The 22130-nt window shown below is 70.0% G+C and carries 18 protein-coding genes and 1 pseudogene; 8 read left to right on the top strand and 11 right to left on the bottom strand.

The window, feature by feature from the left end:
- Both efp and ACWEVR_RS04650 read right to left on the bottom strand, forming a co-directional pair.
- Positions 1–564 carry an elongation factor P gene (gene efp / locus ACWEVR_RS04655; protein ID WP_067493585.1) on the bottom strand — a complete coding sequence of 188 codons (564 nt, stop codon included), beginning with the start codon at positions 562–564 and terminating at the stop codon, positions 1–3.
- A gap of 50 nt (positions 565–614) precedes the next feature.
- Positions 615–1736, bottom strand: a complete 1122-nt coding sequence (locus ACWEVR_RS04650; protein WP_452465834.1) for a M24 family metallopeptidase — start codon at positions 1734–1736, stop codon at positions 615–617.
- Positions 1737–1945: 209 nt separating this feature from the next.
- Here ACWEVR_RS04650 and ACWEVR_RS04645 point away from each other — a divergent pair, with 209 nt between their 5' ends.
- From ACWEVR_RS04645 to aroB, 4 genes and pseudogenes are all read left to right on the top strand, one after another.
- A complete protein-coding gene (locus ACWEVR_RS04645; RefSeq protein WP_452465833.1) occupies positions 1946–2419 on the top strand; it encodes a prepilin peptidase in 474 nt (157 codons plus the stop codon).
- 151 nt (positions 2420–2570) lie between these two features.
- Positions 2571–3779, top strand: coding sequence for a chorismate synthase (aroC, locus tag ACWEVR_RS04640; RefSeq protein ID WP_452465832.1), 1209 nt, complete (start codon positions 2571–2573; stop codon positions 3777–3779).
- A gap of 521 nt (positions 3780–4300) precedes the next feature.
- A pseudogene (locus ACWEVR_RS04635) lies at positions 4301–4990 on the top strand (shikimate kinase); the annotation flags it as partial.
- A gap of 608 nt (positions 4991–5598) precedes the next feature.
- Positions 5599–6714, top strand: a complete 1116-nt coding sequence (aroB, locus tag ACWEVR_RS04630) for a 3-dehydroquinate synthase (RefSeq protein WP_067493579.1) — start codon at positions 5599–5601, stop codon at positions 6712–6714.
- Positions 6715–6874: 160 nt separating this feature from the next.
- Here the strand turns inward: aroB and ACWEVR_RS04625 are convergent, their stop codons facing one another.
- The 6 genes from ACWEVR_RS04625 to ACWEVR_RS04600 form a co-directional block, all read right to left on the bottom strand.
- Complete coding sequence (locus tag ACWEVR_RS04625) at positions 6875–7321, bottom strand: B-4DMT family transporter (protein ID WP_357145964.1); 447 nt, start codon at positions 7319–7321, stop codon at positions 6875–6877.
- Between the two features lie 68 nt (positions 7322–7389).
- Positions 7390–8199: a shikimate dehydrogenase gene (locus ACWEVR_RS04620; protein ID WP_452465831.1), complete on the bottom strand. Its 810-nt coding sequence runs from the start codon at positions 8197–8199 to the stop codon at positions 7390–7392.
- Entirely contained in the window at positions 8192–9667 is a 1476-nt protein-coding gene (gene mltG, locus ACWEVR_RS04615) for an endolytic transglycosylase MltG (protein ID WP_452465830.1), read from the bottom strand. The genes ACWEVR_RS04620 and mltG overlap by 8 nt, the downstream gene beginning before the upstream one ends.
- Positions 9664–10206: a Holliday junction resolvase RuvX gene (ruvX, locus tag ACWEVR_RS04610; RefSeq protein WP_067493570.1), complete on the bottom strand. Its 543-nt coding sequence runs from the start codon at positions 10204–10206 to the stop codon at positions 9664–9666. The genes mltG and ruvX overlap by 4 nt, the downstream gene beginning before the upstream one ends.
- Positions 10206–12872 (bottom strand): alanine--tRNA ligase, encoded by a 2667-nt coding sequence (gene alaS, locus ACWEVR_RS04605; RefSeq protein ID WP_452465829.1) that lies wholly within the window; start codon positions 12870–12872, stop codon positions 10206–10208. The genes ruvX and alaS overlap by 1 nt, the downstream gene beginning before the upstream one ends.
- 80 nt (positions 12873–12952) lie before the next feature.
- Entirely contained in the window at positions 12953–14299 is a 1347-nt protein-coding gene (locus ACWEVR_RS04600; RefSeq protein ID WP_452465828.1) for a replication-associated recombination protein A, read from the bottom strand.
- Positions 14300–14415: 116 nt separating this feature from the next.
- On the opposite strand from ACWEVR_RS04600, the gene ACWEVR_RS04595 reads away from it, so the two are divergent.
- From ACWEVR_RS04595 to ACWEVR_RS04585, 3 genes are all read left to right on the top strand, one after another.
- On the top strand, positions 14416–16086 hold the full coding sequence (locus ACWEVR_RS04595) for an alkaline phosphatase D family protein (protein ID WP_452465827.1): 1671 nt from the start codon (positions 14416–14418) through the stop codon (positions 16084–16086).
- Between the two features lie 126 nt (positions 16087–16212).
- A complete protein-coding gene (locus ACWEVR_RS04590; RefSeq protein WP_067493566.1) occupies positions 16213–16566 on the top strand; it encodes a YciI family protein in 354 nt (117 codons plus the stop codon).
- Entirely contained in the window at positions 16563–17807 is a 1245-nt protein-coding gene (locus tag ACWEVR_RS04585) for an RNA polymerase sigma factor (RefSeq protein WP_452465826.1), read from the top strand. Before ACWEVR_RS04590 ends, ACWEVR_RS04585 begins: the two co-directional genes overlap by 4 nt.
- 55 nt (positions 17808–17862) lie before the next feature.
- Here the strand turns inward: ACWEVR_RS04585 and ACWEVR_RS04580 are convergent, their stop codons facing one another.
- Positions 17863–18687: a siderophore-interacting protein gene (locus ACWEVR_RS04580; RefSeq protein ID WP_452465825.1), complete on the bottom strand. Its 825-nt coding sequence runs from the start codon at positions 18685–18687 to the stop codon at positions 17863–17865.
- 68 nt (positions 18688–18755) lie between these two features.
- Positions 18756–19925 carry a phosphotransferase family protein gene (locus ACWEVR_RS04575; protein ID WP_225280619.1) on the bottom strand — a complete coding sequence of 390 codons (1170 nt, stop codon included), beginning with the start codon at positions 19923–19925 and terminating at the stop codon, positions 18756–18758.
- 193 nt (positions 19926–20118) lie between these two features.
- Here ACWEVR_RS04575 and ACWEVR_RS04570 point away from each other — a divergent pair, with 193 nt between their 5' ends.
- A complete protein-coding gene (locus ACWEVR_RS04570; RefSeq protein ID WP_452465824.1) occupies positions 20119–21138 on the top strand; it encodes a hypothetical protein in 1020 nt (339 codons plus the stop codon).
- Here the strand turns inward: ACWEVR_RS04570 and ACWEVR_RS04565 are convergent.
- Positions 21135–22103, bottom strand: a complete 969-nt coding sequence (locus ACWEVR_RS04565; protein ID WP_452465823.1) for a DUF389 domain-containing protein — start codon at positions 22101–22103, stop codon at positions 21135–21137. The genes ACWEVR_RS04570 and ACWEVR_RS04565 overlap by 4 nt on opposite strands.
- Positions 22104–22130: the final 27 nt, after the last annotated feature.

The raw sequence follows: 22130 nt of genomic DNA, 5'->3' as shown, positions 1-22130 counted from the left end.
TCAGGCGTTGACGCGGCCGAGGTAGCTGCCGTCGCGCGAGTCGATCTTCAGCTTGTCACCGGTGTTGATGAACAGCGGGACCTGCACCTCGGCGCCGGTTTCCAGGGTGGCGGGCTTGGTGCCGCCGGTGGAGCGGTCGCCCTGCAGACCGATGTCGGTGTGCTGCACGAGCAGCTCGATGGTCACCGGGAGCTCCACGAACAGCGGCGCGTCCTCGTGCACGGCGACCTGCACGCCCATGTTCTCCAGCAGGAAGCGCGCACCCTGACCGATGGTGGCCTCCGGGATGGAGATCTGGTCGTAGGTCTCGCCGTCCATGAAGATGTAGTCGGAGCCGTCGTGGTACAGGTAGGTCATGTCACGACGGTCGACCGTGGCGGTCTCGACCTTGACACCCGCGTTGAAGGTCTTGTCGACGACCTTGCCGGACACGACGTTCTTCAGCTTGGTCCGCACGAAGGCGGGGCCCTTACCCGGCTTCACGTGCTGGAATTCGACGATCTGCTGAAGCTGACCGTCGATCTTCAGCACAAGGCCGTTCTTGAAGTCGCTGGTGTCCGCCACTGTCTTCGGATCTCCTCGTTCGTTACTGCGTGTCTCTGGGGACGCCGTCGTCACTCGACGACGGTCAGGTTCTTGCTGGTGAGGGTGAGCAGTTCCGGGCCCCCTTCGCGCACCACGAGCGTGTCCTCGATCCGGACCCCGCCGCGGCCGGGAAGGTACACACCTGGTTCGACGGTCACCGCCACGCCTGCCAGAAGTGTACCGGTACTCGTTTTGGCCACTCCGGGCGCTTCGTGGATCTGCAGCCCGACGCCGTGTCCGAGGCCGTGCACGAACTGCGCGCCGTAGCCCGCGTCCTCGATGACCACGCGGGCGGCGGCATCGACCTCCGCGGTCTTGGCACCGGGTTTCAGTGCTTCCCGTCCCGCTTGCTGGGAGCGGGCGACCAGCTCGTAGATCTCGCGCTGCCAGCCGGCCGGTTCACCGAGGACGAGCGTGCGCGTCATGTCGGAGTGGTAGCCGTCGACGACCGCGCCGAAGTCGAGTTTCACGAAGTCGCCCGTGGCCAGGACCGCGCCCGTGGGCCGGTGGTGCGGCACGGCCGAATTGACGCCCGCGGCCACGATGGTCTCGAACGAGACGGCCTCGGCGCCGTGCTCGAACATGGCCCATTCGAGGTCGCGCGCCACCTGACGTTCGGTGCGGCCTGGCCGCAGCAGGCCACGCTCCAGCAGGGACGCCAGCCCGGCGTCGGCGGCGGCGCACGCGGCCCGCAACTGCTCGACCTCGTAGTCGTCCTTGACCATGCGCAGCTGCTCGACCAGGCCGGAGGTCGGCACGAGCTGCAGCCCGGTGCGCAGCTCGCCGTAGGACTCGTGCTCGGCGACGGTCACCACGTGGCTCTCGAAGCCGACGCGGCCGAGTTGCCACTCGCCTGCCAGGTCGAGGATGCGCCGGGCGGTGGCGCGCGAGATCTCGGCACGGAGATCGGGGGTCTGCTCGGCAACCTGGGTGGCGTAGCGGCCGTCGGTGCCGATGACGGTGCGGTCCTCGGCGCCACGCATATCCCACGAGTGCACGAGCAGGACGGCGTTGGAGCCGGTGAAGCCGGTGAGATAGCGGATATTGACCAGATCGGTCACGAGCAGCGCGTCGACGCCGTTCTCCACCAGCAAGCTCCGCAGGGCGCCGCGCCGTGCCGCGTGGTCGGGACCCGTGTAGTCAGCACACATGAGTCAACGCTACCGCCGAACCACGGACACGTGGGCATCGAGTGCGCCATCTTCGGTTCCGGGCGTGGCACCGGCTTTTCCCGCGCCGACCTCGGCGGAGTCCGTGTGCGACAGCAGTTCTGGAGATAGGGCTGTCCACATGCGCGAAAGTTGTCCACATTCGGCGGAGAGGTCTCGATCGCCGCCGCTCGGGCCAGCACGATCGACACATGACTACTGCCGCGTTCTGCCTGCTCATCGCCTGGTGTCTGCTCCTCGGCGTGATCGATGTCCATGCCCGCCGCCTGCCCAACGCGCTCACCGGCGCGGGTGCGGTCGCCGTCTTCGGGTTCGCCTGGTACACCGGGCAATTGACCACGGCACTGATCGGTGCCGCCCTGCTGACCATGCCCTACCTGGTGACCCATCTGATCGCGCCCGCCGCGCTCGGCGCCGGTGATGTGAAGCTGGCGATCGCGCTGGGCGCCGCGGCCGCGCTGGCAGGCCCACCCGCGTGGACGTGGGCGGCTGTCGCGGCGCCACTGCTCACCGCAGTGGCGGCGGCTGTTGTGCTGGGTAGGCACTGGTTGCGGTCGGTATCGGGACGCGCCGTCGAGAGCGCGCGCCAGGTGACTGCACGCAGGGTGGTACCTCACGGTCCGGCGATGTGCCTGGCCACGGTGACGGCGATGGCACTGGCATGACGGCGACGCCGACGCGCCGAATCGCGAGGCCGTCCGCACGGCACCGGCACGACGGTCCGGTGGCCGTGCGAGCAGGCACACCACCGGCGTGCCGCTCGTCACTGCGGACCACGTGCCCGACCACGGGCGCCGACATGGGAAGATGGTCGGCGTGTTGCGCTGGATAACTGCCGGAGAATCCCATGGTCCCGCTCTCGTCGCCCTCCTGGAAGGGATGGTCGCCGGAGTCGAGGTGACATCGGACGATGTCTCCGCACAGCTCGCGCGCCGTCGGCTCGGCTACGGGCGCGGCGCCCGGATGAAGTTCGAGGCCGACAAGGTCACCCTGGTCGGTGGCGTGCGCCACGGGCGGACCATGGGTGGTCCGGTCGCGATCGAGGTCGCCAATTCCGAGTGGCCCAAGTGGACCGAGGTGATGTCGGCCGATCCCGTCGACGCGGCGGCGCTGGAAGGCATGGCGCGCAATGCCCCCCTCACCCGTCCGCGCCCCGGACACGCCGACTACTCCGGCATGCTCAAGTACGGTTTCGACGACGCACGCCCGGTGCTGGAGCGAGCCAGCGCCCGGGAGACCGCCGCTCGTGTGGCGGCGGGCACCGTTGCCCGCAACTTCCTGCGCCAGGCCTTCGGCGTCGAGGTGATCTCGCACGTCGTGTCGATCGGCGCCGCCGCGAACACCACCGGCGTCGTGCCCGGCCCCCAGGATCTCGAAGCCGTCGACGCCAGCCCGGTGCGCGCGTTCGATGCCGAGGCCGAGGCGGCGATGATCGCCGAGATCGAGGCGGCCAAGAAGGACGGCGACACCCTCGGTGGGGTCGTCGAGGTGATCATCGACGGGCTGCCCATCGGACTCGGCTCGTTCACCAGTGGCGAGCAGCGGCTCGACTCGCGACTCGCCGCAGCGCTCATGGGTATTCAGGCAATCAAGGGTGTCGAGGTCGGCGACGGTTTCGAGACCGCGCGCCGGCGCGGCAGCCAGGCCCACGACGAGATGCGTCCCGGTCCCGACGGTGTGCTGCGCTCGACCAACCGCGCGGGCGGTCTGGAAGGCGGCATGACCAACGGTGAGGCGCTGCGCGTGCGTGCGGCGATGAAGCCGATCTCGACGGTGCCGCGGGCGCTGTCGACCGTCGACATGTCCACCGGCGAGGAAGCTGTCGCCATCCACCAGCGCTCCGATGTGTGCGCGGTGCCCGCCGCCGCCGTCGTCGCCGAATCGATGGTGGCGCTGGTCGTGGCGCAGGCCGCGCTGGAGAAGTTCGGTGGCGATTCGCTGGCCGAGACCGTCGACAACATCACCAGCTACATCAAGCGGATCAGCAGCCGTCCCCACGTGCCCGCGGACAGCCGCACGTCGTGACCACGCCGGGCCAGCAGGGGACCGCGCGCCACACCGACGCGGGCCCCTCATCGACGACCGCACCCGGCACAGAGACCAGCGGCGACAACCCGATCACGACCCCCACCGCAGCAGGCGGAGACGCGACCCTCACCACGCCTCCCACTGCGGACACCGAGGCCGACCACGCCACGGCTTTCGCCGCGGCGGCAGAGGACGACAATCCGGCCACGGCACCCGGCCACGGTGCAGGGACGGGGGACGCCGACTCGACCACGGCAGCCGATCCGGAGGCCGGGGACGACGCCTCGGCCACGGTTCCCAGCGCGGAGGTCGGGGGAAACATCGCGCACACTGCTCCGAGTGCCGACTCCGATGGCGAGAACGCTCCCGCAGCAGGTGCGGACGTGGTTGGCGACAACGTGCTCACGCAACCGGGTGCGGACACGGTCGGCGACAACGTGCTCACGCAACCGGGTGCGGACACGGTCGGCGGCAACGCGACCACGTCACCGGGCGCCGATTCCGGTGGCGAGGCCGTGATCGTCGCGCGCGCTCGGGTGGTGCTCGTCGGTCCGCCCGGTTCCGGGAAGTCGACGATAGGTCGCAAGCTGGCCAGGGAACTGGGTGTCGAACTGTTCGACACCGATGCGGGGATCGAGGCGGAAACCGGGCGGAGCATTCCCGAGATCTTCGCCGAAGACGGTGAGCCGGAGTTTCGCCGTATCGAGGAGCAGGTGGTGCGGCGCGCCGTGCTCGAGCACGAGGGCGTGGTGTCGCTCGGCGGCGGGTCGGTGCTGTCGGCGCGCACGCGCGAGGTGCTGCGCGGCGCCACCGTGGTGTACCTGGAAATCAGTGTGGGCGAAGGACTTCGGCGCACCGGGTCGAGCAATGCCCGTCCACTGCTGAACGGTGCCGACCCCGCCGCGAAGTACCGCGAGCTGATGAAGCAGCGCCGCCCGCTCTACCGAGAGGTGGCCATGGTGCGCGTGCGCACCGACGGGCGCAGTCCGGGCCGGGTGGTGCGGATGATCCTGGCACGGTTGGGACTCGAATCGGTGCGCACCGACATCGTGCGTACCGCCGACACCACGAAGCCCACTCCCCCTTCACCTTCCACACCGGGCTCCGGCAGCAATCGTTCCAAAGCACGCAGACGGTCCCGTGCGAGGGCAGCAGCCGCACGGCGCGGCGAGACCCTTCCCGCACCCACGGCCCAGGCCGACAACGACGGAAACACTTCCGCCGCAGCACGACCCGCGCCGGGACGATCCGCCTCCGCTGAAACACCGCCCGGTGAGGGCAGGCGCTCGCGCCGCAACCGCTTGCGCCGCCGCGGCAGCCGGTCCCGTGCCGGCGGCGCGACCGACTCCACCCGGACCGGCGAGCCCACCGCCGCCGCGGCCCCACCTGCCGACGAAGCACGCGCCGACACTCCGGCCGGACCCGGCGAAAACGCCAAGACCACCCGCCCGAACCGACGCGGCCGCAAGTCCCAGCCGAGCACCCGTTCCGGCACCGCCCAAGGCTCCCCTGCCGACAGCGCCGACGACTCCCCGACCGCCGGCGGTCGCAGATCCGGCGGCACGGAATCGTCCGGCAACCGCAGCAGACGTGGCAGCCGCGGTAGGCGTGGTGGCGCGAAACAAGCAGCGGGAGGCCGGAATTCGGCGACCGATCCCGGTGCCCAAACACCCGCAGGCCCGACCGACCAGCGTGGGACTCAGCAACCCGCCGATCGGGGGCCGGGGGAACCGGCGCCGGGTTCCTGGCGGGCGCGGCCGCGACGGCGCGCGACAAGACGTATGACCAACGACCCGAGAGAATCGGAGCAGCGCACGTGACAGAGCCGACCACCATCCAGGTCCGTACCGCCGATCCCTACCCGGTGATCATCGGTCGCGGGTTGCTCGGCGACCTCGTCGAGGCGGTGACCGCGGGCAATGCGGTGCGGACCGTGGCGATCTTCCACCAGCCGCCGCTGGCCGAGACCGCCGAGGCCGTGCGAAAGGCACTGGCCGACACCGGGATCGACGCGCACCGCATCGAGATCCCCGACGCCGAGGACGGCAAGGACCTGGCCGTGGCCGGGTTCTGCTGGGAGGTGCTCGGCCGCATCGGGCTCACCCGCAACGACGCCGTGGTGAGCCTCGGCGGCGGCGCGGCCACCGACCTCGCGGGCTTCGTGGCGGCCACCTGGATGCGCGGAGTGCGCATCGTGCACGTGCCGACCACGCTGCTGGCCATGGTCGACGCCGCGGTCGGCGGCAAGACCGGCATCAACACCGAGGCGGGCAAGAACCTGGTCGGCAGCTTCCACGAGCCGAGCGCCGTCCTCGTCGACCTGGTGACCCTGGAAACGGTGCCGCGCAACGAGATCGTCGCGGGCATGGCCGAGATCATCAAGGCCGGTTTCATCGCCGACCCGGTGATCCTCGACCTCATCGAGGCCGATCCGGAGGCCGCACTCGACCCCACCGGCGAGGTGCTGCCGGAACTGGTCCGCCGCGCCATCCAGGTGAAGGCCGACGTGGTCGCCGCCGACCTCAAGGAATCGAGCCTGCGCGAGATCCTCAACTACGGCCACACCCTCGGCCACGCGGTGGAGCGGCGCGAGCGCTACCGCTGGCGTCACGGTGCGGCGGTGTCGGTCGGCCTGGTGTTCGCCGCCGAACTGGGCCGCCTCGCCGGCCGCCTGGACGACGCGACCGCCGACCGTCACCGCACCATCCTGGAAAGCGTCGGCCTGCCGGTGAGCTACGACGCCGACGCGCTGCCGCAGCTGATGGACGCGATGCAGACCGACAAGAAGACCCGCTCCGGCGTGCTCCGCTTCGTGGTGCTCGACGGCCTGGCCAAGCCCGGCCGCCTCGAGGGCCCGGACCCCAGCCTGCTCGCGGCGGCCTACTCGGCCATCGCCCGCGAGACCCCGACGAGCGGCGCGATCCTGCTCTGAGCACGGGCCGCACCGCCACCACGCGTGGACGAGCGACGCGCTAGAAGACGCCGCCTGCCTACCCCGCGTAGGCAGGCGGCACGCCCTGCGGCGAGTCGCCGCCGCCCACAGCGCACAGGCGGCGTCGACCGCTGGACCACACCTCCAGCTCTTCGTCCGCCTATCCCGCGTAAGCGGGGACCGGCTCCGGGGCGGCTTGGGGCTTCGCGGCCGATCTGCGCGCCCGGGCACGGCCGTAGCCCACGCCGATCATCGCGGGCAGGAACACCAGCAGCATGATGAACGACGCCGCGGAGGTGAGTTCGAACAGCGCGCCCGCGTCGCCGAGTTCGATACCGGGCACCTGGTCGAGGATCCAGCACACCGCGCCGCTGCCGAGCCCGGCGACCATGCCTGCCAGCAGCCAGCGGACGGTGAGGTCGGTGCCGTCGGCGGAGCGGGCGTCGCGCGCGCCCCAGGCGATGGCGGCGCCGACGATCACGATCAGGCAGGCAGCCCGCCAGAGGATGCCGTAGGTCGGCAGGGCCGCCATGGCGAATCCGAGCAGAACCCGCAGGGCGACCACTGTCGCCCCGAGTGCGATGGCACGCAACAGCCAAGTGGTCATGGGCATCACCCTAATCGGACAAAACTAGAACCGGTACCAATTCGCGGATCAGCGCGGCAACGGACCGATCAGAGGTCGAGCGCCGCCGCCATCGCCGCGCGGGGCGCGGGCTGTCCGGTGAACAGCTCGACCTGACCGTAGGCCTGGTTCAGCAGCATCCGCAGCCCGCTGACCACCGTGTGCCCGGCCTCGCCGACGGCCGTCGCCAGCGGGGTCGGCCACGGGTTGTAGATCGCGTCGAGCACCACCGGCGCCGTCGCCACCGATCCCGCGACCGCGGCCGCCGCCTCCGCGGGCACCGTGCTCACCACCGCGGCGGCACGCGCACAGATCGTGGCCAGGGATCCGGCATCGAACGACGCGGTGGCAGCCGACATCCCGAGCCGCTCGGCCAGGTCGAGCGCACCACGCGCCCGGCCCGCGTCGCGGACGACGATCGTCACCGATCGAGCGCCGAGCTGCGACAGCGCGAGCAGAGCGGGCCGCGCGGTACCGCCCGCGCCGAGCACCACCGCCTCCTCGACTCGTTCGACACCGCCGTCGCGCAGCGCGCCGAACACACCGTCGACATCGGTGCAGTCGGCCGACCAGCCGTCGTCGGTGCGGAGCAGGGTGTTGGCCGAGCCGACCAGTTCCGCCCGGTCGGTGCGCCGGTCCGCGTACGCGAGCGCCGCTTCCTTGCCCGGCATCGTCACCGACAGTCCCACCCACTCGGGGCCGAGTCCGTCGACCAGACCGGGCAGTTGCTCGGCGGAGCATTCGATGCGTTCGTAGGTCCAGGGCAGACCGAGCGCACGGTAGGCGGCCGTGTGCAGTTGCGGCGATCGTGAGTGCCCGATCGGCTGCCCGAGCACCGCCGCCTTGCGCGGCTCAGCCACCGGTCCGCGAGCTGTCGAGAATGCCGCTGCGCTGCGCCTGGGTGACCAGCCGCAGATGCTCCTGGTAGGAGTCGGTGAACTTCGTCGTGCCCTGCTTGTCGACGGTGACGAAGTACAGCCACGGTCCCGGCTCGGGCTTCTCGACGGCCCGCAACGCGGCCACCGAGGGTGCGGCGATCGGCGTCTTGGGCAGGCCCTCCATCGCGTAGGTGTTCCAGGCGGTCACCGCGGCGCGGTCGGCGTCGGTCGTGGCGACCTCGGTGGTGTCGAGGGTGTAGTTCACCGTGGAGTCGAACTGCAGCATCTGGCCGACCTCGAGCCGGTTCACGATCACCCGGGCCACCTTGCCCATGTCCTCCGGCTTGGCCTCGCGTTCCACCAGCGACGCGGCGATCAACATCTCGTAGGGCGACAGTTTCGTGTCAGCTCCCGACTGCAGCAGTCCGGTGGCCTCGTAGGCCTGCACGCTCGCGGTGATCAGTTGCTTCAGGATCTGCTGCGGTGTGCCGCTGGGATCGAAGTCCCAGGTTCCCGCCGCGATGAGTCCTTCGAGCTGCCTGGCCCGGTCGGGGCAGTCCTTGACCGCCTGCATCGCCCACTGTGGGACACCGAGGGCGGCCAGGTCGAGGCTCGCACCCGCCGCGTCGAGCTGCTCGTAGGTCACGCACTTGCGTTCGGGGCCAACGCAGCTGGCGTCGGCGATCTTGCGGTAGATGCCGTCGTAGCGGCCACCGGTGCTCACGTCGTGCTTGTCGTGCAGCAGCCTGCCCTCGGACACGACCACATTGCCCACGCGGGACTTACCACCGACCAGCGCGGCGACGGCGTCGGCGGCGGGGCTGCGCTCACCGATCGCGTAGAAGCCGGGCTGCACGCTGTTCATCCCGGTGTTCTGCACGGCCGCCTCGTAGAAGGCCTCGGAACTGGCGACGATGCCGCGTTCGTGCATCGCTTCGGCGATCTGGGTGGCGGTGTCGCCCGGATGCACCTGGACGACAACGGGTTTGCCTGCCGGGCCCGCGAAATCCTCGGCGGGAGCGAGGCTTCCCATCAGTTTGTAGCCCGCGAAGCCCGCCGCCGAGACGAACAGCAGCGCGAAGACGGCGGCCACCACCCACATGTTGCGGCGGCGGCGCTTGCGTTCGGCCGCCTTGCGGGAGGCGATCCGCGACCGTTTGCCGCGTCCCGCACCGGATCTGGCGCGGCCGCGTCCGGCCGGTGTGGCGCGCGGTGGGCGCTGACCCACCCGGCGTGGCGGTTCGGGCTCCGGTTCGGGCTCCGGCTCGGGGAATTCGTCCTCGTAGCGCGGGATGACGTTCGTGTCGTCGTCGAAGTCGTCCCATTCGGGGACCTCGGGCTCCTCGCGCGACGCACGGGGGTCGAGACCCCAGTCGTCGCGGCGCGGGTAACGCCGGTCCGCCTCACGCGCCCGGTACCGCTCCTCTGCCCTGGCCCATCGGTCGGTCATGCATCATCTCCGACCGCTGTGTCTGCTGCGTCCTTCACCATCGAACTCCGCTCGTCCAACCATCCTTGCAGAATCGACACCGCTGCCGCCTGGTCGATCATCTGCCGCTGGCCACGTGCGCGAACTCCACTCTCGCGCAACGCACGTGCAGCAGACACCGTAGTCAAACGTTCGTCGGAAAGGCGCACCGGAATCGGGTCGATCACCCGGCGCAACTGCTTGGCAAACTTGCGGGCGATGCCCGCGGCGGTGCCGTTTTCGCCGCGCAACGTCCGGGGCAGGCCGACGATCACCTCGACGGCTTCGTACTCCCGCACAATCTCGGCAATTCTCGCGATGTCGGCGGGTGGGCCGCCCTGACGGCTGGATTTGGCGCGTGGGACGGTCTCCACCGGCGTGGCGAGCACCCCGTCGGGGTCACAGGACGCCACGCCGATGCGGACACTGCCGACATCGACCGCGATCCGGCGGCCGCGACCGGGGTCGGTCGCCGGATCGGGTCGATCGGCCGGGGCCTCGTCCGAGGCGGGGGTGCTCATCAGCCGGCGAGTTCGGCCACCCGGGCGCGGACCGAGGTCAAACCGTTCGGGATACCCGACGGGTCCGAGCCGGAGCCCTGCGCCATCTCCGGCTTGCCGCCGCCGCGGCCGGCGATGCTCGGACCGAAGCTGGCGACGAGATCGCCCGCCTTGAAGCCGAGGTCCTGGGCGGCCTTGTTGACGGTCACCACGAACGGCGCCTTGCCGTCGACGTTGCCGAGCAGCACGACGATCGCCGGATCGCTGCCGAGGCGGCCACGGATATCGGTGGCCAGGGTGCGCAGATCACCGGCCGAGGCCCCCTCGGGCGCGGCGGCGGCGACCAGGCGCACGGAACCGACGCGCTCGGCCTGCTCGGCGAACGTGCCGGCCGAGGCGAGCACGGCGGCGATCTTGGTGCGCTCGAGTTCCTTCTCGGCCACCTTGAGCCGCTCCACGAGCTGCTCGACGCGGCCGGGTACCTCCTCCGAGGGCACCTTCAGCGACGACGCGACACCGGCGAGCAGGGCACGTTCCTTGGCCAGGTACTTGTAGGAGTCCAGACCCACGAACGCCTCCACGCGCCGCACACCCGAACCGACCGACGACTCACCGAGGACGGTGATCGGGCCGATCTGCGAGGAGTGGTCCACGTGGGTGCCACCGCACAGCTCCATCGAGAACGGGCCGCCGATCTCGACGACACGCACCTCGTCGCCGTAGTTCTCGCCGAACAGCGCCATCGCGCCCATGGCCTTGGCCTTGGGCAGATCGGTGACGAAGGTGTTCACCGGGAAGTCGGCGCCCACCGCGTCGTTGGACACGGCCTCGATGTCGGCCTTCTGCTGCTCGGACAGCGCGCCCTGCCAGTTGAAGTCGAAGCGCAGGTAGCCGGGCTTGTTCAGCGAACCGGCCTGCACGGCGTTGGGGCCGAGCACCTGGCGCAGCGCGGCGTGCACCATGTGCGTGCCGGAGTGGCCCTGGGTGGCGCCACGACGCCAGGACGGGTCCGCCTGGGCGAGAACCACATCGCCCTCGGTGATCTGGCCCTGCTCCACGGTGGCCTTGTGCACCCACAGTTTCTTGGCGATCTTCTGCACGTCGTTGACGCGCAGCTTCAGCCCCGAGGCGGTGATCGCGCCGCGGTCGGCGATCTGACCACCCGACTCGGCGTACATCGGGCTGCGGTCGAGGATCACCTCGACGTCCGCACCGGCCTGGGCGGCGGGCACCCGCACACCACCGGAGATCAGGGCGAGCACGTTGGCCTCGGAGGTGAGTTCGTCGAAACCGGTGAACTCGGTGGCGCCGCGGTCGACCAGTTCCTTGTAGACGGTCAGGTCGGCGTGGGCGTGCTTGCGGGCCTGGGCGTCGTCCTTTGCGCGCTGACGCTGCTCGGCCATCAGCGAACGGAAACCGGCCTCGTCCACGGAAAGGCCCGCCTCGGCGGCCATTTCGAGGGTGAGGTCGATCGGGAAACCGTAGGTGTCGTGCAGGGCGAAGGCGTCCGAACCGGCGATCTGCTTGCCGCCGGAGGACTTCACCGCCGATGCGGCGTTCTCGAAGAGGGTCTCGCCGGTGTTCAGGGTCTTGAGGAAGGCCGTCTCCTCACCCACCGCGACGGTTTCGATGCGGGGGAAGTCGGTGGCCAGTTCCGGGTAGGACGGCGACATCAGGTCGGAGACGACCTTCATCAGCTCGGCCATCACCGGCTTCTCGGCGCCGAGCAGGCGGGCCGAGCGCACGATGCGGCGCAGCAGGCGGCGCAGCACGTAGCCGCGGCCGTCGTTGCCGGGGTTCACGCCGTCGGCGATGAGCATGGCCGAGCTGCGCACATGATCGGCGATCACGCGGAAGCGCACGTCGTCGGCGTGCTCGACACCGTAGGAGCGGCCGGTGAGCTGCTCGGCCTTGTCGATGATGGGGCGCAGCAGGTCGGTCTCGTAGACGTTCTCCACGCCTTGGAGCAGCATGGCGACGCGCTCGACGCCCATGCCGGTGTCGATGTTCTTGCGCGGCAGCGACCCGACCGGCGGGAAGCCGAGCTTCGGGCTGTCCTCACCGCGGATGTCCTGCATGAACACCAGGTTCCAGATCTCGAGGTAGCGGTCCTCGTCGGCGACCGGACCGCCTTCCTTGCCGTAGGCGGGACCGCGGTCGTAGTAGATCTCCGAGCAGGGACCGCCGGGACCGGGCACGCCCATGTCCCAGTAGTTGTCCTTGCCGTCGCGGAACTGGATGCGCTCCTTCGGGATTCCGGCGACGCGCTCCCAGATCTCGGCCGCTTCCGGGTCGGACTCGTAGGCGGTGACCCAGATGCGTTCGGGGTCGAAACCGAATCCGCCGTCCTCCTGGGACTTGGAGATCAGCTCCCAGGCGAGGGTGATGGCGCCTTCCTTGAAGTAGTCGCCGAAGGAGAAGTTGCCGGCCATCTGGAAGAAGGTGTTGTGCCGGGTGGTGACGCCGACCTCGTCGATGTCACCGGTGCGCACGCACTTCTGCACACTGGTAGCTCGCGCGTACGGCGCCGCTTCCTGACCCAGGAAATACGGCTTGAACTGGACCATGCCCGCATTGACGAACAGCAGGTTGGGGTCGGCCAGGATCAGCGAGGCACTGGGTACCTCGGTGTGTCCGGCACGGACGAAATGGTCCAGGAAACGCCGTCTAATCTCGTGGGTCTGCACAGCTGACCAGCCTACCGTCTGCGATCCACCGGTTTTCCGCCGGAGTCGGTGGTCTCGGCGACAATCCGGACGTGGCTTGCTCAGTTGCCCCGGATGATGCGGCGCAACTTGCTCACCCGCGAACCGACCTCGCGTTCGAAGCCGTGGTCGGTGGGTTCGTAGTAGTCGGTGCCGACGATCTCGTCGGGCGGATATTGCTGGGCGACCACACCGCCGCGGTGGTTGTGCGGGAATTTGTAGCCCTTGGCATGACCCAGAGCCTTGGCGCCCGCGTAGTGCCCGTCGCGTAGGTGCGGTGGCACCGCGCCGGCCTTGCCCGCGGTGATGTCGGACATGGCCGCGGCCAGCGCCGAGGTGACCGCACCGGATTTCGGCGCGGTGGCCAGGTGGATGGTCGCCTGCGCCAGCGCCAGTTTCGCTTCGGGCAGACCGACGAGCTGCACGACCTGGGCGGCGGCGGTCGCGGTCTGCAGCGCCATCGGGTCGGCCATACCGACATCCTCGCTGGCGTGGATCATCAGGCGCCGGGCGATGAAGCGCGGGTCCTCGCCCGCGGTGAGCATGCGGGCCAGATAGTGCAGGGCCGCGTCCACATCGGAGCCGCGGATGGATTTGATGAAGGCGCTGATGACGTCGTAGTGCTGGTCGCCCGCGCGGTCGTAGCGCACGGCGGCCTTGTCGACGCTCGCCTCGACCAATTCGAGGTCGACAGTGCCGTCGAGCGAGGATTCGGCCGAGGCCTCGAGCGCGGTGAGCGCCCGGCGCGCATCCCCGCCTGCGACCCGCACGATGTGGTCGAGCGCCTCTTCGGTAACGGTGTACTCCCCCGCCAGCCCTCGCTCGTCGGCGATCGCGCGTTCCAGCACCGCCCGGATGTCGTCGGTGGTGAGCGACTGCAACTGCAGCACCAGCGAGCGCGACAGCAAGGGCGACACCACGGAGAACGACGGGTTCTCGGTGGTCGCACCGACGAGCAGCACGATCCGGTTCTCCACCGCCGCGAGCAGCGCGTCCTGCTGGGTCTTGGAGAACCGGTGCACCTCGTCGATGAACAGCACGGTCTGTTCGCCCACGGCCAGCCGTTTGCGCGCGAGGTCGATGACCGCGCGCACCTCTTTGACACCCGCCGACAAGGCCGACAACGCCTCGAACCGGCGCCCCGTGGCCTGCGACAACAACGAGGCGAGGGTGGTCTTGCCGGTGCCGGGCGGGCCGTAGAGCAGCACCGATGCGGCGCCGGACCCCTCGACCAGCCTGCGCAGCGGCGAACCGGGACCGAGCAGATGCTGCTGACCGATCACTTCGTCCAGCGAGCGCGGCCGCATCCGGACCGCCAGCGGCGCCCCGGGATCGCGCCGCACCACCGCGTCGAGTCCACGCTCGGGCTCGGCGGGGTCGCCCGGCACGTCGAACAGCTGATCACTCACGTCGTGCAGGGTACCGAGACCCTCGGACACATCCGGTCGATCGCCCGACACAGGCCGCGAATCTGAACAGATGACCAAATTCTGCGTGTCCGACTTGCGCGCCGGGCCGCGCTGGGATGAGATCGCTGATCGTGGTCGAAAACACCGAGGTCGTGTCCGCGGGGCAGTTCGCCCGCCGCACCCTGTTCAAAGGCAGCACAGCGGCCGCGGCGGCGGTGCTGATCGGTTCGGCGCAGGCCCACGCGACCGGGGCGGTGTTCCGGCACGGCGTGGCCTCGGGCGATCCGCTGCCCGACGCGGTGATTCTGTGGACGCGCGTGAGCGTCGACGACGACGCGACCCCCGGCTCCGGCCTCGGCGACGCGACCTCGGTGCGCTGGGAGATCGCCGCCGACGAGACCTTCACCCAGGTGGCCGCCTCCGGCACCGTGACAGCGACCGCCGACACCGACCACACCGTCAAGATCGACGCGAAAGGCCTGTCGGCGGGCACCGGCTACTGCTACCGCTTCCACGCGCTCGGCCAGACCTCCCCGATCGGGCGCACCAGCACCGCACCCGCCGCCGACAGCTCCCTCGACCGGCTGCGCCTGGGCCTGGTGTCGTGCTCGAACTGGGAAGCGGGCTGGTTCGGCGCCTACCGGCACCTGGCCGCGCGCGGCGACCTCGACGCCATCGTCCACCTCGGCGACTACATCTACGAATACGGTCGCGGGGAGTACGTCGGCCGCGCCGGAGCGGTACGTGCGCACGATCCGGCGCACGAGATCGTCACCCTCGCCGACTACCGGATCCGCCACGGCCAGTACAAGACCGATCCGGACCTGATGGCGTTGCACGCCGTGCTGCCGTTCATCTGCACCTGGGACGACCACGAGTCGGCCGACAATTCCTGGCGCGAGGGCTCCGAGGACCACGACCCCGCCACCCAGGGCGCCTGGGCCGACCGTCGCGCGGCCTCGGCCAAGGCCTACCTCGAGTGGATGCCGGTGCGTGCCACCCGGTCCGACGGGGCGGTGCAGATCTACCGGCGGCTGCGGTTCGGCACCCTGGCCGAGCTGTCGATGCTCGACCTGCGCAGCTACCGCGACGAGGAGGCGGGACCGGTCGCGGGCTGGCGGCACGCCGACGACCCGGCGCGCACCATCACCGGCCGGGCCCAGATGGATTGGCTCACAGCGGGATTGGTCTCGTCGCCGACCCAGTGGAAGCTCGTCGGCAATTCGGTGATGATCGCACCGGTGGTGTTCCCGCCGCTGGAACCGGCGACCACCGAGGCCATCACCGCCGCCCTCGGCATCCCGCAGGGCGGCATCACCGTCAACGGCGACCAGTGGGACGGCTACACCGCCGACCGCCGCACCCTGTTCGAGACCATCGCGGACGATCAGGTCGGCGATGTCGTGTTCCTGACCGGCGACATCCACACCTCCTGGGCCGCCGACCTGCCACTGAAGGCCGCGAACTACCCGGGCGGACCGACGGTCGGCGCGGAGTTCGTCATCCCCTCGGTCACCTCGGCCAGCGTCACCGACATGACGAAAACTCCGCCGCGCACCACCTCGATCGCGGCCGAGGAGGCCATCAAGGCCGCCAACCACCACCTGCGATACGTGGAACTGGACTCCCACGGTTTCGGCGTCCTCGACGTGACCCCCGAGGCAACCCAGATGGACTGGTTCTACGCCTTCGACGTCACCGACCCGGCCACCGGAATCCGCCACGGCACCTCGTTCGCCGTGCGCTCCGGCGGCCGCCTCGAACCACGAACCACACCCGTGCACTGATCGGGCGCGGCTTCTCGGGAATCGGCGCAGAATTCTCACCAGCGGCTGTCGATCACCACCGCGGTCGTTCGTCGGATGAGTACGGCCACCCGACGAACGGGCGACCACGATCCGAAGGAGCCCCCCATGAGCCAATACCTGGTCCTGATCTACGGCGACGAGGCAACCTACGCCGCCATGTCACCCGCCGAACTCGACGACATGCTCACCGCGCATCGCACCTTCCAGCAGCTCACCGGCGCGGCCAACCTCGGCGGCCACGCGTTGCAGCCCACCGCGACCGCCACCTCGATCCGCCACGACGCGTCGGGTGAGGTGGTGGTGACGGACGGGCCGTTCGCCGAGGCGAAGGAGGCGCTCGGCGGCTACTACCTGATCGAGGCGCCCGATCTCGACGCCGCGATCGCGATCGCCGCGCAAGTCCCGGCCCCGACGGGTGGGGTGGAAGTGCGCCCGATCAAGGTCTTCCCGCAGCCGTGACGACGGCGGCCGCGGCCGTCGAGCAGGCGCACCGTCGCGAATGGGCCTTCGTGCTCGCCGCGACGGTGCGGCTCGTCCGGGATTTCGATCTGGCCGAGGAATGCGTGCAGGACGCCTACGCGACCGCGCTGACCGTGTGGGCGGCCGATGGCGTCCCAGCCCGCCCGGGTGCCTGGCTGACGACGGTCGCCAGGCGGCGCGGCCTCGACCTGATGCGCCGCGACACCATCTTCCGCCGGTCGCTGCCCGAGTTGGTCGTCGACGAACCTGTGCCCGACACCGCCGACCTGGCCCTGGCCGAGTGCGACGATCCGGTGATCCCGGACGACCGGCTCCGGCTGATCAGCACCTGCTGCCATCCGGCGCTGTCCCCGCAGGCACAGGTCGCCCTGACCCTGCGGTTGGTCTGCGGAGTCACCACCGCCGAGGTGGCGCGGGCGTTCCTGGTGAGCGAGTCGACCATGGCGGCGCGCATCACCCGGGCGAAGAAGAAGATCGCCGTGGCGGGCATCCCGTATCGGGTCCCGTCGATCCGTGAGCTGCCGCAGCGGCTCGACGCGATCTGCGCGGTGATCCATCTGCTGTTCACCACCGGTCACACCGCGCCCGCCGGTGACGACCTCGTCCGCGCGGATCTGGTCGATCGCGCTCTCCAGCTCGCCAGGATGATGCACGCGCTGGTACCCGGTGATCCGTCGGTGACCGGCCTGCTGGCACTGATCGTGCTCACCGACGCACGGCGAGCCGCCCGCGTGGACGCGGCGGGCGAGCTGTGCACGCTCGAACACCAGGACCGCACCCGCTGGGATCACGCGGCGATCACCGAGGGCATCAGCCTGGTGAAACAGGCTCTGCCACACACCGATCGGTACACCCTGCAGGCGGCGATCGCCGCCGTCCACGACGAGGCGCCCAGCTGGGCCGACACCGATTGGCCCGAGATCATCGGCCTGTACCGGTTGTTGCTGCGGGTCTGGCCGTCCCCGGTCGCCCAGCTCAATCACGCCGTGGCGGTCGGTTTGGCGGGTGATCCGGCACGGGCGCTGGAATTGCTGCGTCCGCTCGGCGCGGAACCGGCTCTGGCCACCTACGGCTATCTGCACGCCGCCCGGGCGGCCTTTCTCGCCGAGCTCGGTCGGGTCGAGGAGGCGGTCGCCGCCTACGAGGACGCGCTGCTGCTCACCGACAACGCGGTGGAACGTGCGCATCTTCGAGGCAAGCTGACCGCCCTGTCCGGATGACGGACCGGCCGGTCAGGCGACGACGGCCGCTGGATCGCGGCGGATTCGGTCGCGCTCAGGCGTTCTCGGCGGCGAGCTCGCGCTTCCATTCGCGGAAGCCCTCCTCGGTGCGGCCGCGGCGCCAGTAGCCCGAGACGGACAGCCATTTCGGTGCGACGTCGCGTTCCTTGCGCAGGTAGGGGCGAAGGTTGCGCATGACGGCCTCTGCCTCTCCGTGCACGAATGCCTGAACCTGGCCGGGTAGCCAGTCGGCCGCGCGCACCGCGGCGACCAGCGGCGCGTTCGCGCCGGCGAGGTCGTCGGGCACCGCGTCCGAGGACACGCCGCGACGTACCCAGTGCACCTGGACGTCGGCGGCCGAGGCCAGCGAGATCTCGTCCTCGGCGCCGCCGACCTCGACGAAAACCTGGGCCGGTGCGCCCGCGGGCAAGGCCTCGACGGCAGCGGCGATGGCGGGTAGCGCCGATTCGTCGCCGGCCAGGAGATACCAGTCGGCGGCGGGGTCGGGAGCGAAGGCACCGCCGGGGCCGAACAGGCGGAATTCTTCGCCCGGTTCGACCGCGGCCGCCCACGGGCCCGCGATGCCCTCGTCGCCGTGGACGACGAAGTCGATGCTGATCTCGCGGCGTGACGCGTCGTAGGCGCGCACGGTGTAGGTGCGCAGTACCGGCTGACTGGCGGCATCCATCGTCTCGCGCACCGTGTCCAGATCGAACGGCTCCGGGTAGTCGACGCCGGGCACGGGGAAGATCAATTTCACGTAGGCGTCGGTGAAGGCGTTCGGGGTGAACGCACCGTCGGCGACAGTGCCGACGACGCGCACCAGGTGCGGTGTCAGCCACTGCTTGCCGACGACGGTGACGGTGATCGACTGCGGCACGTCTGCTCCCAACTCTCGGATCCAGCCGACGCTACTCCGCGCCGGGGACCATGTGGGGAGCTACGTTCTCACTCCGACCAGCGTTCCTCGAGCATCGCCGACACCTGCTCGGCGAAATCGCCGACCGCGTCGTCGCCGGTGACCCGCGCGTCCTCGGCCAGCGCCGACCAGCGGTTGATCAGCGCTTCCGATCGCGGCACGGACAGACCGTGCTCGCGGGCCGTGGCGATGCGGGTGTGGTCGGCGGGCAGGAACCAGTAGGTCGACAGCCACACCCAGATCAGGCGGGCCTCGAGGATCCGTTCGGCGAGCACCCTGTCGTCGGCCAGCGAGGGCCACACGCCGACCACGGCCGAACGCCACGCCTCGACCATCTCCCTGGCCCGGCCGCGCGACAGTTCGAAGTCACACAGGCACCCGGGGAACGAGACCAGCGCGTACGCGATGTCGAGGGTCGCGTCGCGGAAACCGCCCCACTCGTAGTCGAGGAAGCGGGCGCCCTCGTCGTTCATGATGACGTTGTCCGGGCACAGGTCCGAGGGGCTGAACGCGCGGTAGCGGCCCGCGGTGAACAACCGGTTGCCGTGCACGATGCGTTCGGCGATCTCACCGGGCACCTCGATGCCGAGTTCCGCCTCGAGCAGACCCGGCACCTCGGCGATCGCGGCCTGCGCCTGCTGGGCGATGCCGTCGACGCGGTGTGCCGAGTCGACCCGGCGCATCAGCGCGATGAAGTCCGGTTCGCGGCCGACGGTCGCGGCGTGCATGCGGCCGAGGGCCTGCGCGAACGCCATCAGCGCGTTGCGGGTGCCCGGTTCGGCGCGCGCGGCGAGCACCGAGGTGAGCAGCGCGTTGTCGCCGAGGTCCGAGAGCACGAGGATGCGGTCGGGCACGCTGTGCGCGATGAGATAGGCGCCGGGGCGCTGTTCGCGGCTCAGGGCGGTGGTGAACTGGTAGGACACCGCCTCGCGCAGGAATGCCGCGTCGATGCTGGCGACACCCGGTGCCATGCCACCGGTGACGCGGTCCTGCGCGGAGCCACGCACCTGCTTCACGATCAGCGTGCGCGGGAGCGAGAAAGCGTTCTCCGCGACACGCACCCGCAGGACAGTGGTCCTGCCACTACCACTGAGCTCCACTGGATCACTCAGCTTCACCGCAGCACCCATTCGCTTTGTGAGCAACTGTTGTGCTGCGGACACGACGTCGGCGGCGCGTTCGGCCAATAGTGCGGTCATCGCCTCTCAAGCTACTCGTACCTGGTCACTTCTAGCGAGCGGTTACGCAACCTTTCCGCGTCGCCCGGCGTGTTGGCACCGCGGTTGCGCGAGTGTGCCTGTTCGCTTGACACATCTGTCGCTCGTCGGGTTTTCTCGACGTCAACTGCAGTGCGCCACACCGCAAACCGGTTGAGTCGAAAGGTCTACCACAGTGACCGACACACCGTCCGCCGCATCGAGCGATTCACCGGGTGGGTCGCCTGCGCCCGGCGGTAGCGGGCAATTCGCCCACGGCACCGGACGCCACGAAGGACCCGGCCACCCGGCCGCCCCGAGCTCCGGAACGGGCAGGCACGGAATGGCCGGTGGCGCAGGCTATCCGCAGTTCGAAGGACCGGGTGCCGCCCAGTACGGCAGCGAACCGGTCGAACCCCCGCCGTCGGTTGCCGGATCGGGAACGGGTGCGCCGCACTACGGTCAGCCGGGCACCGGCCCGGGTTATGCGGTGCCACAGGAGAAACCGGAAACCTCGGGTTTCGCCACGACCCCCGCCGGTGGCGTGTCGCCGGGGCAGCCCGGGCAGCCGTCGGGTTACCTCCATTCGGGAGCACAGGCGCTCGATATCGGGCAGTCCCTGAGCTACGGCGTGGAACGCTTCCGCACCAACCCTGGACCGTGGCTCGGCATCATCGGCGTGGGTGTGCTCATCTACCTCGGCGCGCTCGCGATCGTCCAGATCGTGAACCCCACCTCGCCGTTGAGCGTGCTGTTCTTGTTCCTGATCGTGCTGGTTGCGCTGTGGTTGCTGCAGGCGGCGATGGTGCGTGGCGCGCTGTACGAAACAGACGGATACCCACCGGCTTTCGGGTCGTTCTTCCGTTTCGTGAACGCGGGCAACGTGTTGCTCACCGCACTGCTGGCGTTCAGCGCGACCCTGCTCGCGTCCGCGCTGTGCCTGGCGCCGGGGGTGATCGTCGGGTTCCTGTGCATGTTCTCGCTGCACTTCGTGATCGACCAGGACTACGGACCGGTCGAGGCGATCAAGGCGAGCGGCATGCTGGTGCTGGCCAACCTGTGGGCCTCGGTGCTGCTGTTCCTCACCATCATGCTCGTCACCTTCGTCGGTGTACTCGCCTGCGGGATCGGCCTGTTCGTCGCGGGGCCGGTGTGTGCCATCGCGGTCACCTACGCCTACCGGATGCTCACCGCCGGGCCGGTCGCCCGCGTCTAGTGTTCGAGCGGGGTGCGCATGCCGATCGCCCGTTTGAAGCGGCCGATCGGGCCTGATTCGTCGCCCGCGCGCGGTCGCAGTTCCAGCACGAGCACACCGGCAACCACGATGCCGATCAGGTTCACCGCGAGCTGACCCGCCGACTCGAACGCCCGGTGCCACTGACCGAGCGTCGCGGCCACCACCGCATAGCCTGCCGCGGGCACGGTGGTCACCGAGATGAACACCCCGATCAGGGCCGCCGATTTCGCGGTGACCAGCGACAGCATGCCTGCCGCCCCGGCCAGCAGGGCCACGACCAGGGAGAACGGCCCGACCTGGTAGATGAAGTCGACGTTGTGCGCGTCCATCACACCCTCGACGGTGATCCAGCCCATCCGCTCCCACAGCATGGTGGCGAACAACGTGATCGTCATCGCGACGGGGAACGCCACGGCCAGCGCGATCATCGACCGCCGGGCCAGCCGCCAATTGCGGCGGACGAGCGCGACCGACAGCGCGGCCAGCGGCCCGAACTCCGGCCCGACCACCATCGCGCCGACGATGGTGACGGGCGAATTCGTCGCCACCCCGATCGAGGCGAGCAGGCACGCGATGGTCAAGAACGCGAGGAAGGTGGAGTTGAGCGAGGACTCCTCGTGGGTCTCCACGAGCAACTGCTCCCAGACCACGGCGTCGCTAGGGTCGCCGGGCGCCGCCCGCACCGCACGATCGGCGGCGTCGGACAGCACCGCTTCCACCGGGCCCAGCGTGATGCCACCGGTGTGGACCAGTCCGAGCGACTTCACGTCGTCGAGGATCTTGTTGGCCGCCTCGCGGGCGATGTCGGCCTGGACGAGGTCACCGCCGGGGTCGACCGCGATGCCGGGCGCCACCGTCAGATGGGTGACGCCCGCATCGGCTTCGAGAATGCGGACCAGCTCAGCGGTCTGCTCGGGTGGACTGATTATGCGCAGATGCAGCACCGATAGCCTCCTGGTCACCGGTCCCCC

It is taken from the genome of Nocardia sp. NPDC003979 (assembly GCF_053605015.1).
The sequence above is the reverse complement of the archived record's forward strand: the minus strand, read 5'-3'. Positions and strand labels throughout refer to the sequence as shown.

Coding starts and splice junctions, on each gene's coding strand:
- ruvX (WP_067493570.1), bottom strand. CDS start 10,206: ATGAGCACCCCCGCCTCGGACGAGGCCCCGGCCGATCGACCCGATCCG.
- ACWEVR_RS04645 (WP_452465833.1), top strand. CDS start 1,946: ATGACTACTGCCGCGTTCTGCCTGCTCATCGCCTGGTGTCTGCTCCTC.
- mltG (WP_452465830.1), bottom strand. CDS start 9,667: ATGACCGACCGATGGGCCAGGGCAGAGGAGCGGTACCGGGCGCGTGAG.
- ACWEVR_RS04590 (WP_067493566.1), top strand. CDS start 16,213: ATGAGCCAATACCTGGTCCTGATCTACGGCGACGAGGCAACCTACGCC.
- ACWEVR_RS04650 (WP_452465834.1), bottom strand. CDS start 1,736: ATGTGTGCTGACTACACGGGTCCCGACCACGCGGCACGGCGCGGCGCC.
- ACWEVR_RS04575 (WP_225280619.1), bottom strand. CDS start 19,925: ATGACCGCACTATTGGCCGAACGCGCCGCCGACGTCGTGTCCGCAGCA.
- ACWEVR_RS04625 (WP_357145964.1), bottom strand. CDS start 7,321: ATGACCACTTGGCTGTTGCGTGCCATCGCACTCGGGGCGACAGTGGTC.
- ACWEVR_RS04595 (WP_452465827.1), top strand. CDS start 14,416: ATGAGATCGCTGATCGTGGTCGAAAACACCGAGGTCGTGTCCGCGGGG.